A 17,890-nucleotide genomic window follows, 5' to 3' on the forward strand; every position below is an offset into this window, starting at 1 on the left:
CCCCCGTTTGAAGAACATCGCCCGCCGATTATGCAACGGTTTTGCCGGCAAGTGTCCAGTCCGCCTTGCAACAAAAGCGTTTTCACCGCCGTCAGAATAGCATGCTACAAGCCACCGATCAAACTCATGTTGCCGCTGGCAAACTGGGTGCCAACCAGGGTGGCGTCGTGCGCCAGCGCATTGACCAGGTCGGCCCGGCTATGGCTGTCCAGATAGGTATCCCATTGCGCCAGCGTGGTGGCGTCGGCGTCGTGCTGGGTGGCATTCTGGTACAGCGCGTTGATGAAGGTCTGGTCGTCCTGGGTACCATAGCGTTGGATGAACTCGACCGACTCGATGAAGCCGGCCGCCAGCGAGCTGTCGGTGCGGCCGCTGTCGACCCAGCTGAGGAAGCCGGCGAAATCGCCGGCACGGCCCAGCGTCAGGTGGTACAGCATGCCGATGTCCTGCAGCGTGCTGGCGGCGGTCTGGGTGAAGCTCAGGTCCAGGGTGCCGTCGCTGAACTCGCCCAGCTCGATCTGGCGGATGGTGTCCAGCGCGCCATCGGCATCGCCGATCTTGACCTCGCCGGCGCTGCCCAGCGCCAGGCTGTAGGCCGCCGCCGCGCCGCTGTAGACCACGGTGTCGGTGCCATCGCCGCCGACCAGCAGGTCGGAGCCGGCGCCGCCCTCCAGGCGGTCGTCGCCCGAGCCCAGCAGCCAGCCCTGTTCCTGCGTCACCAGCTCCCCGCCCAGCGGCGCGCCGGAATCGGTGATGTAGAGCGCGCGGTGGGCGTCGCTGGTGGCGATCTCGACAAACACGCTGGCGCGCGCCGACAGCGAATCCGAGGCCGCCGTCAGCGTCGCCAGATACGGCGCCAGCGCGGCCTCGGTGGGCGTCACGCCCAGGCTGTTTTGCAGCAGCGTGGCCACATAGTCGTGCGCGCTCAGCTTCATGACGCTGTTGCTGGCCTCGACCGAGGTCAGCATGTTTTCAGCCTGCACCTGCAAGCTCGACTCGTGCTGCGACCAGGTGTTCAGGCCCGGCAGGTCAGGCACGCGGTCGAACACGGTGTGATACATCAGCGACAGGTTTTCCAGCCAGGTGGCCTTGCCTTCGACAAAGGTCAGCAGCGCCTGGCTAGCGTCCAGCTCGGCCGCCGTCACCGTCTCGGTGACCGTGCTGCCGGCCAGCGCGATCTGATGCGTGGCCACCACCTTGCCATCCTTCAGGTAGAACTGCCACTGGCCGCTGTCGCTGCGGCCGCCCTGCAGCACGTCATTGCCGGCACCGCCCACCAGGTGATCGTCGCCGGCGCCACCGGCCAGGCTATCGTCGCCATCGCCGCCATCCAGATAATCATTGCCGGCGGCGGTGCCGAGGATATCGTTGCCGCCATTGCCGTACAGCGTATCGTTGTCGGCGCCGGTGCTCAGCCAGATGCGCTGCGCCTCGCCATCGCCGATGAAGAAGTTCTGACCGGCGCCGCCCTGCACATTGGCGGCGCCGATGATGGCGGCAAAGTGCACATCGTCCAGCTGTAGGCCGATATTGCTCGGCAGCGAGCGCGCGTCGACCACCAGCGCGATCGCGGTGTTGTCCAGCAGCGCGGCGGCGGCCTGCGCGTTGCCGGCGCTGGCCGTGGCCACCGCGTCGGCGCCATTGACGATCACCACGGCGTCGGCGGCGCCACTGGTGGCGCTCATGGTCAGCGTGGCGTGCTGCAACTGCACCGACGGGTCGAGGCTGTCCAGGAAGGCTTGCGCCTGCGCCTCCATCGCGGCCCGGGTGGCCTGGCCAGCGGTGGTGTGGTCGTCGATGCGGCCGATCAGGTCGAGCTCGGCCAGCGCCCCGCTCAGCAGCGAGGACGGGCCGGAGGCGGCAAAGCCGACCCCGATCGGTACGCTGACCACCAGGCTGGTGGCCGGTGCCGTGCCGTTGGCGCCGAGGCCAAGTGGAATGTCGGCCAGGTTGGCGTGGGTGGTGGTGCTGTCTTCCGGCCGGCTGGACGTGATGTTGGGCACGGTCACGGTGCGGGTGGCCAGGCCGGTGCGGCTGTCGGTGCCGGTCAGCGTGGTGATTTCCACCCCGTCCACGGTGGAGGTGGTGCCCGACGGGGTGGTCGGCGGCGCGTTGGTGTTGACCGGCACGATCAGCAGCCCGCCGGCATTGCCGTTGCCGGCGACGTCATTGAACACGCTGCCGCCGACATTGATCACGATCGGCGTGGTGCTGTTGGCCGGCGGCGTGATGGTGACGTGGTAAGTGGTGCCGCTGCCGTTGAAGCCGCTGATGGTGCCGCCGGTGACGAACAGGTCGGCCTGGGTCAGCAGACCCGGCTCGCTCAGCGTCAGCGTCACCACCACGCTGCCGCCCTGGGTCACGCGCGGCGTGCTGCCGCTCAGCGTGACGGTCGGGGCGTCGGTGTCGATGGTGTAATTGGCGGAATAGGCGGTGCTGAAGTTGCCGGCGGCATCGATCACGCGCACCTGCAGCGTGCCGCTGCCGGACAGCGTCTTGGTGACGCTCCAGCGGGTATCGCCGATCGCGGTGGTCACGGTTTCCCAGGTGACACCGCCGTCATACGAAATCTGCACCGCGTCGCCGGCCACCAGCGCCGTGCTCAGGTCGCCTTGCAGGGTTTGTTGCGGCTCGTTGGTGATCAGATCGCCGTCGGTGCCGCTATCGGTAAAGAAAGTCAGGCCGCCGGCGCTGGCGCTCGGCGCCACCGTGTCGATCTGCAAACCAGGGATGCTGCCGGCGCCGCCGGCATTGCCGGCCGCGTCGGCGTAGGCGCCGCCCACCGCGATGGTGGCGCTGCCGCTCGCCACCCCGGTCGAGGGCGTGAACAGCGCCGTGTAAACCTTGGGATCGCTGGTCGCCGTCACCGCGCTCAGCGTGCCGCCGCCGACCGTGATGTCGGCGTTGCTGAAGCCCACCGGCGGTTCCGAGAAGGTGAAGGTGATGACGGCCGGCGTGACGCCATTGGCGGTGCCGACATTGCTGGTGATGGTCACCGTCGGCGTCGACTGATCCAGCGCATACGCGCTCGCGCTCTCGGCGCTGTGATTGCCAGCGGCATCGATCACGCGCACGCGCAGCACGCCGCTGCCGGTCAGCACCGTGTCATAGCTCCAGCTGGTGCCGCTGACGATGGCGTAGTCCCAGTTGGCGCCATCGTCCAGCGACACTTGCACCCGCTCGCCAGTGGCCAGCGGCAAGCTCAGATTGCCGCTGACGGTTTGCGAGGCCACCGAGGTAATCAAATCGGTGCCGCTGCTGCCGGTATCGTGCAGGAAGGTCGGGGTGCCGCTGGCGGTCGCCAATGGCGCCAGCGTGTCCAGGCTGATGCCGGACACCGAGCCGCCCAGGCCGCCGTTGCCGGCGAGGTCGCTGTAGACATTCGGCGCCACCGTGACGCTGGCGGTGCCGGCCGCGGTGCCCGAGGTGGGCGTGAACACGGCGGTGTACACCAGCGGATTGGCGGTGGCGGTGAAGCCGCTCAGCGTGCCGCCGGTGACGGTGACGTCGCCGGCCGCGAAGCCCTGCGGCGCCTCGCTGAAGGTGAAGGTGATCAGCGCGGTATCGCCGGCTTTCAGGCTGGCCAGGCTGCTGCTGATCAGCAGCGATGGCGGCGTCGAGTCAACCGTCAGCGTCGGGCCGCTGGCCGCCGTTCCCAGGTTGCCGGCCAGGTCGCTGTAGGTGCCGGCCAGCACCGACACCCCGAACGCGCCGCCCCAGTTCAGCACCGGCGTGAAGCTGGCGGTGTAGACCAGCGGGTTGGCGGTGGCGCTGAAATTACTGATGGTCAGGCCGCTGGCGACGATGTCGCCGGCGGTGAAGAACTGCGGCGCCTCGGTAAAGGTAAAGGTCAGCGTGCCGGTGTCGCCGTACTTCAGGGTGGCGACGTTGGCACTGACGGTCATGCCCGGCGCCGTGGTATCCAGCACATAGGCCGACGAGGTGGCGGCGCCGTGGTTGCCGGAGGCATCGGTCACGCGCACCTGCAGCACCCCGCTGCCGGTCAGCGTCACCGTGCCCGGCAGGTTCCACAGCGCGCTGCCAACCGCCGAGGTGGCGGTGCTCCAGGTGGCGCCATTGTCGAGCGAAACCTCGACCGATTCGCCGCTTTGCAGCACGGTGCTGAGCACGCCGCTGATGTCCTGCTGGTTATTGTTGGTCACCAGGTCAAGCAGGTTGCTGCCGTTGTCGTTGGAGAAGATCACCGTGCCGCCGGTGGTGGTCGGCGCCAGCGTGCTGTAGGCGATGCCGGACAGCGTGGTGAGCGCGCCGGCGTTGCCGGCGCCATCCAGGAAGCTGCCGGCCGCGACGCTGATCGACGCCGTGCCGGACGCCTGCCCCGGCGTCGGCGTGAACAGCGCGGTGTACACCAGCGGATTGGCGGTCAGGCCGAAGCCGCTCAGGGTGCCGCCGCTGACGCTGATGTCGCCCAGCGTGAAGCCGATCGGCAGCTCGCTGAAACTGAAGGTGATGACGGCCGATTCGCCGATTTTCAGGCTGGTCGAGCTGCTGCTGATGTTCAGCACCGGCGGCGCGGTATCGATGCTGATCAGCGGCGAGCTGACGGCGGCGCCGGCGTTGCCGGCCAGGTCGGTGTACATGCCGGCCGCCAGCGTCACCCCGCTGCCGGCGCCGCCGGCCAGGCCGGCGGTCGGCGTCAGCACGGCGGTGTAGACCAGCGGATTGGCGGTGACGCCAAACGCGCTCAAATTGCCGTTGATGGCCACCAGATCGCCCACCGTGAAGTTGCTCGGCGCCTCGCTGAAGGTGAAGGTCAGCAGCGCCGTTTCGCCCGCCTTGAGCGCGCTGGCGCTGCTGGTGATGGTCATGGTCGGCGCCACCAGATCCAGCACGTAGCCGGCCGAGAACGCCGGTCCGCTGTTGCCGGCGGTGTCGACCACGCGCACCTGCAGCGTGCCGCTGCCGGTCAGCGACTGCGGCGTCAGCGCCCAGCTGCCGGGGCCGGTGCTCACCGCGTTCAGCCAGCTGACGCCATTGTTCAACGATACCTGCACCTGCTCGCCCGCCACCAGCGACGTATTCAGCGTGCCGGTGATGATTTGCGCGGTGGCGTTGGTTACCAGGTCGGTGAAACTGCCGCCATTGTCGGCCGAGAAGCTGACCGCCACCGCCGCCGTGGTCGGCGCCAGCGTATCGACCGCGATCGGCGCGCTGCTGACCGAGGCGCCGTTGTTGCCGGCGGCGTCCGCGTACACGCTGCCGGCCACGCTGATGACGGCATTGGCGGCGGCGGTGCCGGTGGTCGGCGTGAAGGTGGCGGTGTACACCAGCGGATTGGCGGTGGCGCTCAGGGCGCTGAGGGTGCCATTGCTGGCGCCGATGTCGCCCAGCGCGAACGCCGACGGCGCGTCGCTGAAGGTAAAGGTGATGGTGGCGGTCTCGCCGATCTTGAGCGCGCTGGCGCTGCTGCTGATCGACAGCGTCGGCGCCAGCGTATCGACGCTGATCGTCGGCGAGCTGCCGCCGCCGCCGGCATTGCCGGCGATGTCGGTGTAGAGGCTGTTCCCCAGCGTGACGCTGGCGTTGCCATTCAGGCCCGGGGTCGGCGTCAGCACCACCGTGTACACCTGCGGATTGGCGGTGGCGGTGAAGCCGCTCAGCGTGCCGCCGCTGGCGATCAGGTCGCCGACGGTGAAGCCGCTCACCGCTTCGCTGAAGGTGAAGGTGATGATGGCGCTCTGGCCAGCCTTGAGGGTGGCGCTGTCGCTGCTGACGCTGACCGTCGGCGCCGTGTTGTCCAGCACATAGTTGGTGGTGATCACGGCGCCATGGTTGCCGTTGCTGTCGCTGACGCGCACCTGCACCGTGCCGGTACCGGTCAGCGTCTGGCCGGACAAGCTCCAGCCGATGCCGCCCACGATGCTGGTGGCGGTCTGCCAGGTGGTGCCGTTATTCAGCGAAACCTCGACCACGTCGCCGGCCGCCAGCACACCGCCGGACAGCGTGCCGCTGATGATTTGCCCAGGGGTCTTGGTAATCAGGTCGGTGCCGCTGCTGCCGGTGTCGGCCGAGAACGTCACGCTGCCATTGGCCAGCACCGGCGCCAGCGTATCGATGCTGATGCCGGGCGAGTTGCCGACGCCGCCGCCGTTGCCGGCCAGGTCGGCATACGCGCCGGCCGCGACACTGATCACCGCCGTGTTGCCGGCCAGGTTGGCGGCCGGCGTGAACAGCGCGGTGTACACCAGCGGGTTGGCGGTTTGCACCAGGTTGCTGACGGTGCCATAGGTGGCGCTGACATCGCCCAGCGTGAACAGCGCCGGCTCCTCGCTGAAGGTAAAGGTGATGGTGGCCGTGCCGCTGCTATTGAGCGCACTGGCGCTGCTGCTGATGCTCAGCGTCGGCGCCAGCGTGTCGATGCTGATCGCCGTCATGCTGCCGCCGACGCCGGGATTGCCCTGGCCATCGCTGAAGCTGCCGTTGGCGATGCTGATGGTGCCGCTGCCGCTGGCCACGCCATTGTAGGCGGTGAACACCGCCGTGTAGATCAAGGGATCGGCGGTGGCGGCGAAACTGCTCAGCAGGCCGCCGCTGACCGCCACATTGCCCAGCGCGAAGCCGACCGGCGAGCTGCTGAACTTGAAGGTGATGTTGGCGGTGTCGCCGGCCTTGAGCGCGCTGACATCGCTGAAGATGGCCACGCCCGGTGCCACCGTCGAGTAACTGATGCCGGGCGCGGCCGCGCCCAGGCCGTTGTTGGCGGCCAGGTCGGTGTAAGCGCCGGCCGTGACCGAAATCGCGCCGACACCGGCGCTCTGCCCGGCCACCGGCGTGAACAGCGCGGTGTACACCAGCGGATTGGCGGTGACGGTAAACCCGCTCAGCGTGCCGCCGGTGACGTTGATGCTGCTGGCCGTGAAGGCGATCGGCGCCTCGCTGAAGGTGAAGGTGATCAGCGGCGTGTCGGCGCTGTTCAGCGCCAGCTTGCTGGAGCTGATCACCAGCGATGGCGCGCTCTGGTCCAGCGTATAGGCGGCGCTGTACGGCGTGCCATGGTTGCCGGCGGCGTCGCTGACCCGCACCTGCACGCTGTGGCCGCTGCCGGTGGTCAGCGTTTGCCCGGCCAGCGACCAGTTGCCGCTGCCGGTGCTGCTGCTGGCGGTGATCCAGCTACTGCCGTTGTTGAGCGAGACTTCCACCGTCTCGCCGGCCTGCAGGTTGGCGTTGAGGGTGCCGCTGATGGTCTGGCCGGCGACGTTGGTCACCAGGTCGGCGGCGCCGCTGTCGTTGGAGAACACCACGCTGGCGCCGCTGTTGGTGGGCGCCTGGGTGTCGACCGCGATGGTGCCCGAGCTGCCGCCGTTGCCGGCGTTGCCGGCCTTGTCGGTGTAGCTGCCGGACGTCACCGCGACGGCGTCGTTGACGCCGTTGACACCGGGGTTCGGCGTGTAGGTCGCGGTGTAGACCAACGGGTTGGCGGTTTGTACCAGATTGCTCAGCACGCCGCTGCCGGCAGTGATGTCGTTCAGATCGAAGCCGTTGGGCGCTTCGCTGAAGGTAAACGTGATGGTGGCGGTGTCGCCGGCCTTGAGCGCGCTGGCGTTGCTGGCGATGCTGACGCTCGGTGGCGTGGTGTCCAGCACATAGCTGAACGAGGCGCTGGGGCCGTGATTGCCGGCGGCGTCGGTGACGCGCACTTTCAGCGTATCGCTGCCGCTCAGGGTCTGTCCGGTCAGGGTCCAGGCGCTGCCGGCGCCGCTGGCGCTGGTCCAGGTGACACCGTTGTCCAGCGAGACTTCCACCGTCTCACCGGCGCCCAGCGCGCTGGCCAGGGTGCCGGTGATGGTCTGGCTATTGTCATTGGTCACCAGGTCGCTGGCGCTGGTGCCGCTGTCGGACGAGAACACCACCGTGCTGGCGACTGCCGTCGGCGCCTGGGTATCGATGCTGATCGGTGGCGTCAGCACGCCGGTATTGCTGTTGCCGGCGGCGTCGGCGAACGCGCCGCTGGCGATGGTGATGCTGGCATTGACGTTCTGAATGCCGGCGGTGGGCGTAAAGGTGGCGGTGTACACCAGTGGATTGCCGCTGGTGGCCACGAGTCCGCTCAGCGTGCCGCCGGTGGTGACCACGTCGCTGGCGGTGAAGCCGGTCGGCGCCTCGCTGAAGGTGAAGGTGACGATGGCGGTCTCGCCGGCCTTGACGGCGCTCACATTGCTGGTGATCGCCACCGTCGGCGCCAGCGTGTCGATGCTGATCGCGGGCGCGCTGGCGCCGGTGCCGGCGTTGCCGAAGGCGTCGGTATAGCTGCCGGTGCCGACGCTGATCGCGGCCGCACCGGAGCCCAGGTTGGTGTCCGGTGTGAACAGCGCGGTGTACACCAGCGGATTGGCGGTGACGGTAAAGCCGCTCAGCGTGCCGTTGCTGTAGTTGATGTCGCTGGCGGTGAAGCCGGTCGGCGGCGAGGTGAAGGTGAAGGTCAGGGTGGCGGTCTCGCCGGCCTTGAGCGCGGTGTCGTTGCTGGTGATGATCAGCGACGGCACCGTGGTGTTGATGACGATCGGCGTGGTGGCGCTGGCCTGGCCGTTGTTGCCGGCGGCGTCGATGTAGCCGCCAGCCTTGACCTGCACCGTGGCGGTCACGCCGGACTGATTGCTGGTCGGCGTGAACGTCGCGGTGTAGACCAGCGGATCGACGGTGGCGGTCAGCCCGCTGACCGTGCCGCCGCTGACCGTCAGCGACGACACGGTGAAGTTGGACGGCGCCTCGCTGAAGCTGAAGGTCAGGGTGGCGCTCTGGCCGGCCTTGAGCGCGGCCAGGTCGCTGCTCACGGTCGCGGTTGGCGCCGTGGTATCCAGCACATAGGCGGCGCTCCAGGCCGCGCCGTGATTGCCGGCGGCGTCGTTGACGCGCACCTGCAAGGTATCGCTGCCACTCAGCGTGCGGCCGCTCAGAGTCCAGTTGGTACTGCCGGTGCTGGCGCTGGCGTTGACCCAGGTGTTGCCGTTGTCCAGTGAAACCTGCACCGTTTCGCCCGATACCAGCGCCGCGCTCAGCGTGCCGCTGACGGTTTGCGCCGCAGTCTTGGTGATCAGGTCCGAGCTGCTGATGCCGGTATCGGCCGAGAAGCTGACGCTGGCGCCGACGGTGGTGGGCGCCAGCGTGTCGATGCTGATCGATGGCGTGGAGCCGGCGCCGCCGCTGTTGCCGGCCAGGTCGGTGTAGCTGCCGTTGGCGACGGTGATGCCGACCGTGCCGCTGGCCACGCCCGCATACGGCGTCAGCACGGCGGTGTACACCAGCGGATTGGCGGTGGCGGTGAAGCCGCTCAGCGCACCATTGGTGACCAGCACGTCGCCCGAGGTGAAACCCACCGGCGCTTCGCTGAAGGTGAAGGTGATGGTGGCGGTATCGCCGCTGTGCACCGCCGACGCGCTGCTGGTGATGGCCAGCGTCGGCGCCTTGGTGTCGACCACGATCAGCGGCGAGGCGCCGGCGCCACCATTGTTGCCAAAGCTGTCCTTGTAGCTGCCGCCGGTGACGGTGATCGAGGCGGTGGCGCTGACGTTGCTGCCCGGCGTGAACAGCGCCGTGTAGATGCCGTTGCCCTGGTTGGTCAGCCCGCTGATGGTGCCGCCGCTGGTGACGATGTCGCTGGCGGTGAAGCCACTCGGCGTGGTGCTGAAAGTGAAGGTGATGTTGGCAGTCTCGCCGGTTTTGAGCGCGGCCGCGTCGCTGGTGATCAGCACGCTCGGTCCCATCGTGTTGATGGTGATCGCGGCCGAGCTGGCGCCGGCGCCGGTGTTGCCGGCCAGGTCGGTGTAACTGCCTGCGGTCAGCGATACGCTGCCCAGCAGGCCGCTGGCGCCGACGTTGGGCGTAAACTCCACCGTGTACACCTTGGGATTGGCGGTGGCGGTCAGATTGGCCAGCGTGCCGCCAACCGCGGTCAGGTCGGACAGGATCAAGCTGGCGTCATCCGGGGCTTCGCTGAAGGTAATCGTGACGATCGCGCTTTCGCCGCTCTTCAGTGCGCTGACGTTGCTGCTCAGCGTGACCGTGGGCGCGGTGGTGTCCAGCACATAGGCGCTGCTGCTGGCGGCGCCGGCATTGCCGGCGGCATCGACCACGCGCACCTGCAGCGTGTTGCTGCCGCTGAGGGTCTGGTTGGACAAGCTCCACGCCGCGCTGCCGGTGCTGCCGCTGGCGGTGAGCCAGGTGGTGCCGTTGTTGAGCGAGACTTCGACATGCTCGTCCGCCGCCAGCACCGCGCTCAGCGTGCCGCCGATGGTTTGCTGCGCCGCCGTCTTGGTGATCAGATCGGTACTGCTGGCGCCGGTGTCGGCCGAGAACAGCACCGTGGAACCGGTGGTGGTGGGCGCCGTGGTGTCCAGCGCATAGCTGGCCGACAGCGGCGTGCTGCTGCCGCCGGCATTGGTGACGCGCACCTGCAATGTGCCGGCGCCGCTCAGCGTCTGGCTGGCCAGCGACCAGCTGGTGCTGCCGACGCTGGCGCTGGCGCTGGTCCAGGTGCTGCCGTTGTCGAGCGAGACTTCGACCGTCTCGCCGCTGGCCAGGCCGGCGCTGAGCGTGCCCGAAATGGTTTGCGCGGCGGTCTTGGTGATCAGATCGGTGCTGCTGATGCCGGTATCGGCCGAGAAGGCCACGCTCAGCGCCACAGTGCCGCTAGGCGCGGCCGACACCACGCTGGTGGCGGCATTGCTGACGATGACGCTGCCATCGTTGATGCTGACCGTGAAGGTGGTGGTGGCGTTCAGCCCGGCCGTGCTCTGGTAGATCAGCTGCTGCAAGGCGGTCTGCGCCGCGCCGGGCGCCACCGCCGACAGCGTGTAGCTGACGCCGCCATCGGTGGTGACGAAGCCCGACGCGCTCAGCGAGGCCGGCGTGAACGCGCCCTTGGCCGCGCTGTCCGGCGTGATGGTGACGATGACAGTGGCGCCCACATCCGGATCGCTCAGCGTGACGCTGGAGAATGGATGCAGGGTGCCGCCGGCGGCGACGTTCTGCGCCGCCGCCGTGCCGCTCAGCACCGGCGCATCGTTGACCGAGGTGGCGGTGATGACGGTGGAGGTGTTGGTGGCGCTGACCAGGCCAAAGGCATCGGTGGCCTTGATGGTGAAGGTGGTCGCGATGCCGACCCCGACCGAGGCCTGATTGGCGGTGGGGGTGAAGGTCAGCGCCTTCAGCGCCGTCGTCAGCGCGGCCGGGCTCATGGCGCTCAGCGTGTAACTGCCGTTGCTGCCGGACAGGCCGCTGCCGCTCAGCGTGCCGTTGGCGGCGTTGAAGCTGATCGTCATGCTGACGTTGTCGCCATTGATGTCGGCCACCGTGACGTTGGCAAACGGCTTGATGGTGGCGTTGTCGTTGACCGCGCCGGCCGCCGCGCCGCTGATGGTGGGCGCGCTGTTGACGGTATTGGTCACCGCCACGCCGACGCCGGCCACCGCCGTGTTGGCATTGCCGATCACGCTGTTCCAGTCATCGCCCGCCGACAGCACATAACTGGTGCCGCCGGCCGAGATGGTACCGTTCTTGTTCAGCAAGGCCTCCACCGCCGCCACGTCGGCGCCGGACAGCGTGATCGCGAACGAGGTGGAGCTGATCACGTCCACATTGCCGGTGGTGCTGAGCGTGCGCGTGACGCCGCCCTCGCCCTTGAAGGTCAGCTTGCTGACGGTGACGTCGTTGGTGGCGCCGGCAATGCCCACCAGGTTGGCGCCGGTGACGGTCAGCACATGGGTGGTGGCGTCGTAGCTGGCCGAGGTGATGGTCGGCAACTGCACATTGCTGACCGTGACCGGGTTGCCGGTCAGGTCGGCGCCGTTACTGAGGTTGCTGTCCCAGTTGGCGGCGGCCGCGACATTAAAGGTGGTGCCGTCAACGCTGGACCCGCCGTTGTTATTCAGCAGGCCGTTGATGGCCAGCTTGTCGGCCGCGTTCAGCGTGATGCTGGCGGCGGTGGTGCTGGTGGCGCTGACCACCGGCGAGGTCAGCGTGTAGGTCGCGCCATTGGCGCCGGTGAGGGTCAGCTTGCTCGGATCGATGGCGTCGCCGGCGCGGATGCCGACCGCGGTCAGGTTCAACACCCCGGTGTTGGCGTTGTAGGCGGCCGAGGTGATGCTGTTGGCCACGCGCGCGTTGGCGATGGTGATGTCGTCGATGCCGACCTCGAAGCCGAGCGGATTGACGATGCGAATGCCGTAGATGCCCTTGAAGTCGGCCATGGCGGCAAAGTTCAGCAGGCCGTACTCGTTTATCACCAGGCTGGTCAGCGAGACGCCGACGCCGGTCGGCTGGTAATTGGCATCCAGCGCGTACACGGTAAAGATCACGGTGCCCAGCAGGTTGCCGACCAGGCTGCCACTGCCGAGGTTGACGCTGACCATGTCAAACACGCCGCTGTTGGCGCGCAGATCGACATAGTTGACCGGCGACAGCAGTGTGCCATTGACGGTCAGGCGGTCGTCGTTCAGCGGCACGCCCAGCAGGCTGGTGCCGTTGGCGTTGACCATGCTGATGCCGCCGCCGTTCGAGCTTTGCGCGTAAACGTCCAGCCCCAGGCCGAGAATGTTGTTGACGTGGACCACCGCGCCGGCCGCCAGGCCGGTGGTGTTGAGCAGCGTGACATCGGCACTGGTGTTGAAGGTGATAGTGCCATTGCTGCCGCCATTGACCAGCGCCAGCGTGGACGCATACGCCTGCTCGGCCACGCTGGACAACACGCTGGCGGCCTCGATGCTGCCGGTATTGGCTTCCAAATCCCAGTTGGCGCCCAGCAGCGTGCTGCCGGTGGTGTCGGTCGACGCCGCGACATCGGCGCCGGTGGCCTGGGCCAGGCTGCCGATGAAGGCCAGGCCATCGTCGCTGGCGGCCACGTCGCAGCCGTACAGCAGCAGATCGCCGCCCTCGCGCAGCGCGGCGCCCCATTCGGTCAACGCATCTTCATAGGCGGCCAGGTTGTCGGCGCTCAGCACGGTCTTGCCGAGCTGGATCTGACCGTCGGCGCCATGCGACACAATCTGGATGCTATCCAGTCCCTCGTACTGACGCAGCACGGTGGCAATCTGTTCCACGCCATCGCGCCATGAAACCAGTTTAACTACCAGTACATCATCCGCCACGCCGGCTGCCAATGTGGCGGCACCGATCACGCCCGCATCGATGAACAGCACAGAGTGGTACGTATTCGTTTGCATACTCATCTTGCTTCTCCGCATCATTCCGGGTCTGTATCGATTATGAGTAGCTTCAAATGGATTACCAAATTTTCCGTTTTGCCAAAGGCTTTGTCCGGGACCGCAAACATGAGGTCTTCTGGCGCACAGAGCGCAAGCTGCGCTTTTGTTAAAATGCTGGTCTTGCCGCCTTTCGGCGAGTTCCGCCAATTTCGGTTACTCTCTGCACCAATAATTTATTTGCTGCACCAGAAAGGATTTCAAATTGCCAACTCTTTTGACACGACGCCTGGCCTTGCTGGCCGATGAAAAACACCGCGCCGTGCTGGCAGGCGGCTTGCGCGGCATCGAGCGGGAGACCTTGCGCGTGGACCGCGCCGGCCACCTGGCCCATAGCCCGCATCCGGCGGCCATGGGGTCGGCATTGACGCATCCGCAAATCACCACCGATTACGCTGAAACCCTGCTGGAATTCATTACCCCGGCCGAAAAAGACATCGCCGACACCATCGCCAAGCTGGACGGCATCCACCGCTACGCCTATAGCAAGCTGGGCGACGAGCTGCTGTGGAGCCAGTCGATGCCATGCCAGCTGCCGCCGGAAGAGCAAATTGAAATCGCCTGGTATGGCAGCTCCAACCTGGGCACGCTCAAGCATGTGTACCGGCGCGGCCTGGCGCTGCGCTATGGCAAGGCGATGCAGTGCATCGCCGGCATCCATTACAACTACTCGCTGGACGAACGCCTGTGGCGCGTGCTGGCCGAGAACGAAGTCAGCGGCAAGCGTCTGAGCCCGCGCTCCTTCCAGTCGGAGTCGTACTTTGCCGCCATCCGCAATTTCCGCCGCTATAGCTGGCTGCTGATGTATCTGTTCGGCGCCTCGCCGGTGCTGTCGTCCGGCTTCCTGCGCGGCCGCGCACACAAGCTGGAAACGCTGTCGGACGACACCCTGTATCTGCCATACGCGACCAGCCTGCGCATGAGCGATCTCGGTTACCAGAACGATGCGCAATCCGGCCTGCGTCCGCACGAGAACTGCCTGGACAGCTACGTCGCCACCATGACCAAGGCGGTCAACCAGCCGTACGAGCCGTACGCCAAGCTGGGCACCAAGCGCGATGGCGAATGGATACAGCTGAACACCAACGTGCTGCAGATCGAAAACGAGTACTACTCGACCATCCGCCCGAAACGCGTGATCCAGACCGGCGAACGGCCGATCCAGGCGCTGTGCGCGCGCGGCGTGCAATACATTGAAGTGCGCTGCATGGACGTCGATCCATTCGAACCGGTCGGCATCAACGTCCAGACCGGCCGCTTCCTCGACGCCTTCCTGCTGTTCTGCGCACTGGAAGAAAGCCCGACCACCACGCCGGAACAGGGCGCGGTATACGCTGACAACTTCGCCCGCACCGTGAAGGAAGGTCGCCGTCCCGGCCTGACGCTGCGTAACGGCGACAACGAGGTACCACTGACGGTGTGGGGCGCCGAGCTGCTGGAGCGTATTCGTCCAGTGGCCGAGCTGCTCGACGCGCTGCGCGGCGACAGCGTCCACCGCGACGCGCTGACGGCGCAAGCGGCCAAGCTGCAAGATGCCTCGCTGACGCCATCGGCGCGGGTGCTGGAAGCGCTGAAAGCGCACGGCAATTCCTTTAACGCCTTCGCGCTGGCGCAAAGCGAACAGCATGCGGCCTACTTCCGCAGCCACGCGCCGAGCGCCGAGGAAGCGGCCCACTTCGACCAGCTGGCCGCCGTGTCGCTGGCCGAGCAGGCCGAGATGGAAGCGGCGCCGCAAATCAACTTTGACGATTACGTGGCCGCCTACCGCGCCAGCAACCTGTGTCAGTCGCGGGCTTGCGACTGACATGCTCACCTTCTACAACGAACTGCACGCACAGCATCGCGGCAAGCACGAGATGTTCCGTGGCGAGCTGGTGCCCTGCTTTGAAAAGCCGGAGCGTGCGGATTCGGTGTTGGCGGAGCTGGGCCGGCGTGGCCTGGGCCGCATCGTCACGCCGCATGGCGTGCCCTTGATGTCGCTGGAGCGCATCCACACGCCGCGCTATCTGCACTTTCTGCGCAGTGCCTGGAACGAATGGGTGGCGCTGGACCCGGCCAACGCCAAGAAGGACGCCTTCCCGTCGGTGTGGCCGGTGCGCACGCTGCGCGACGACATTGAACCGGAAAACTTCAGCGCGCGTATGGGCTTGTACTCGATGGACAGCGGCACGCCGCTGACCGCCGGCACCTGGACCGCCGCCAAGACCGGCGCCGATTGCGCCGTCAACGCCGCGCATGCGCTGCGGCTGGGCGAACGCGGCGCGTTTGTGCTGAGCCGTCCGCCGGGCCATCACGCCGGCGCGGATTTTTTTGGTGGTTACTGCTTCCTGAACAATGCCGCGCTGGCGGCGCAGCACATGCTGGATGACGGTGCGCGCAAAGTCGCCATCATCGACATCGACTACCACCATGGCAACGGCACGCAGAGTATCTTCTATCACCGCGACGACGTGCTGTTCATTTCGATCCACGCCGACCCGCGCTTTGAATATCCGTTTTATCTGGGCCATGCCGACGAGCGCGGCGAAGGCGCCGGCCATGGCTACAACCTGAATTTACCGCTGCCGGCTGGCAGCAGCACCCAGGCGTGGATGGCGGCGCTGGAAACCGCCTGCATCCGTATCGGCAGCTTCGCGCCGGATGCGCTGGTGGTGTCGTTAGGCGTCGACACCTTCGCCGGCGATCCGCTATCGCGCTTCAAACTGCAAAGCGCGGACTACCTGAAGATCGGCGAACGCCTGGCGTGGCTGGGCAAACCGACCGCCTTCATCTTCGAAGGCGGCTACGCGGTCAAGGAACTCGGCGTCAACGTGGTCAACGTGCTTGAGGGCTACGAGACAGCGCTTTGAAGACGTAATCGGTCAGCAGCTTCTCGCTGATCGCGTGCGGCTGGCGCACCTGGAAGTTGGTGGTGGTGATGACCACCACCGCGCGCTGTTCCGGGATCAGCACCACCTTGTTGCCGCCGCTGCCGGACATCATCGCGGTGCGGTACGTGGCGCCGTCCTGCTTGAAGCTCTTCAGCCACCACAGATAGCCGTACTCGGTATCGTCATCCACCTTGGCGTGCGGTGACAGCGATTGTTTTACCCACCCGGCCGAGACCACGCGCTTGCCGTTCCATAGGCCGCCGTTCAGATAAAGCTCGCCCAGCTTGAGCAGGTCGCGGCTGCGCAAGCCGATACCGCCGCCGGTCATGGCCGGGCCGGCGGGCGTGTACTGCCACTTCACTTTCGTGATGCCCAGTGGAGAGAACAGGGTGCGTGCCGCGAATTGGTCGGTTTTTTCGCCGGTGGCTTTTTCCAGCACCGGGCCGAGCATGGTGGGACCGGCGGTGCAGTAGGAAAAGCTGCGACCGTAGGGCGAGTCCTGCGGCTTGGTGACCCAGTCGGCAAAGCCGCGCACCGGCAGATCCAAGGCGAACTGGGTCCAGTCCTCCAGCAGATACATGGCTTCCTCGTTCCCGCGCGAGAACTGGTTCTGGTCATCGCACTCCAGCAAAGAGCTCATGGTGAGGAAATCCTCGACCGTGATTTTCTCTTTGCGCGGATCGGGATAACGCACCGGATGCTTTTCGGGGAAGTAGGAGAACACCGGCGCATCGAGTTTCAGCTTGCCCTGATCGATGGCGATCCCCACCAGCATATCGGTGATGCTCTTGCCGACCGAGCGCGTATTGCGCAACCCCTCGGCACCATCATTATCGAAATACGCCTCGTGAACCAGCTTGCCATCCTGTGAGATCAGGACGCTGGTGATTTGTTTGAAGTCCCCTTTTTTGATGGCCGCATCCATCTCTTCCAGTGGCGATGCGGCGGCGACGATACAGCATGAGGCAAGGAACAACGTCAGCAAAGTGCGTGTCATGTAGCGCTCCATGGAAAAAGACCAGCGTTCATGATAGGCCAAGTCGATGACTACAGTCTTGTACGAAACAAACCTGTGATGCGACGGAATGCGCCGGGTGCCATGCCATACATGGCGTTGAAACAACGGTAGAAGTGCGGCTGGTCGGTATAGCCGGCCACCAGGCAGGCCTCCAGCGTGGTCAGTTTGCCGCCGATCAGCAGGCCCATGGCGCGCTCCATGCGGCACTGGCGGTGATACTCGCCGGGCGTCTGCCGGGTAAATTTGCGGAATGCGCGTGTCAGATGCACCGGGTGCACATCCAGCTCGCCGGCGATTTCCTCCAGTCCCAGCGCCTGATGATGACGGTCCTGTATCAGCTCGCGCGCCAGCTTGAGCCAGGGCGGTGGATGGCGCGATGAGGTCTCGCCGCACCGGCTGGCGGTGGTGGTATCCAGCAGCTCCAGCGCCAGCGCTTCGCCATGGACGGCGTCATCATCATCAAGGGAACGAAAGAGCGACATCGCCAGCCGCAAGTCGTGCAGGCGCAGTGGATGGCTGGACGGCAGGCCATCGCTCAAACCGCGCGCGCGGTCCGCCGCAATGGAGACCGTCATGAAGCTGCCATTCAGATTAAGGAAACAATCGCGATGTTCGGTGCCGGCCGGATTGAACACCAGCGCCGGACCGTGTGACACCCGTTCCGCACCATAGGCCAGCGACTGATAGGCACCGCTGAGAACCAGTACGAAATGCACATCGCTGTGGGTGTGAACCTGCATCTCCTCCATTGGCACGGTAGGCCGCATGCAGGCGATCTGAAAGGG

Annotated in this window: 5 protein-coding genes; 2 read left to right on the forward strand and 3 right to left on the reverse strand. The window is 66.4% G+C overall.

Features of this window, described 5'->3' with window-relative positions; all coding sequences use genetic code 11:
• Positions 1–104: 104 nt before the first annotated feature.
• Positions 105–13,184 (reverse strand): Ig-like domain-containing protein, encoded by a 13,080-nt coding sequence (locus GJ699_RS14305; protein WP_195763541.1) that lies wholly within the window; start codon positions 13,182–13,184, stop codon positions 105–107.
• 238 nt (positions 13,185–13,422) lie between these two features.
• Between GJ699_RS14305 and gshA the strand changes: the two genes are divergently transcribed.
• Positions 13,423–15,021, forward strand: a complete 1,599-nt coding sequence (gene gshA, locus GJ699_RS14310; RefSeq protein WP_154377264.1) for a glutamate--cysteine ligase — start codon at positions 13,423–13,425, stop codon at positions 15,019–15,021.
• A 1-nt stretch (position 15,022) separates the two neighbouring features.
• Positions 15,023–16,066 (forward strand): histone deacetylase family protein, encoded by a 1,044-nt coding sequence (locus GJ699_RS14315; RefSeq protein ID WP_154377266.1) that lies wholly within the window; start codon positions 15,023–15,025, stop codon positions 16,064–16,066.
• Here GJ699_RS14315 and GJ699_RS14320 read toward each other — a convergent pair.
• The gene (locus GJ699_RS14320; RefSeq protein ID WP_229262099.1) at positions 16,032–17,084 is read right to left on the reverse strand and encodes a serine hydrolase domain-containing protein; all 1,053 of its coding nucleotides are present in this window, start codon (positions 17,082–17,084) and stop codon (positions 16,032–16,034) included. The two genes, GJ699_RS14315 and GJ699_RS14320, sit on opposite strands and share 35 nt — an antisense overlap.
• Positions 17,085–17,134: 50 nt before the next feature.
• Positions 17,135–17,845 (reverse strand): helix-turn-helix transcriptional regulator, encoded by a 711-nt coding sequence (locus tag GJ699_RS14325; RefSeq protein WP_195763542.1) that lies wholly within the window; start codon positions 17,843–17,845, stop codon positions 17,135–17,137.
• Positions 17,846–17,890: the final 45 nt, after the last annotated feature.

The organism is Duganella guangzhouensis (genome assembly GCF_009674535.1).
Taxonomy (GTDB): Bacteria; Pseudomonadota; Gammaproteobacteria; order Burkholderiales; family Burkholderiaceae_D; genus Rugamonas; species Rugamonas guangzhouensis.

Coding starts and splice junctions, on each gene's coding strand:
- GJ699_RS14305 (WP_195763541.1), bottom strand. CDS start 13,184: ATGAGTATGCAAACGAATACGTACCACTCTGTGCTGTTCATCGATGCG.
- GJ699_RS14315 (WP_154377266.1), top strand. CDS start 15,023: ATGCTCACCTTCTACAACGAACTGCACGCACAGCATCGCGGCAAGCAC.
- GJ699_RS14320 (WP_229262099.1), bottom strand. CDS start 17,084: ATGACACGCACTTTGCTGACGTTGTTCCTTGCCTCATGCTGTATCGTC.
- GJ699_RS14325 (WP_195763542.1), bottom strand. CDS start 17,845: ATGCAGGTTCACACCCACAGCGATGTGCATTTCGTACTGGTTCTCAGC.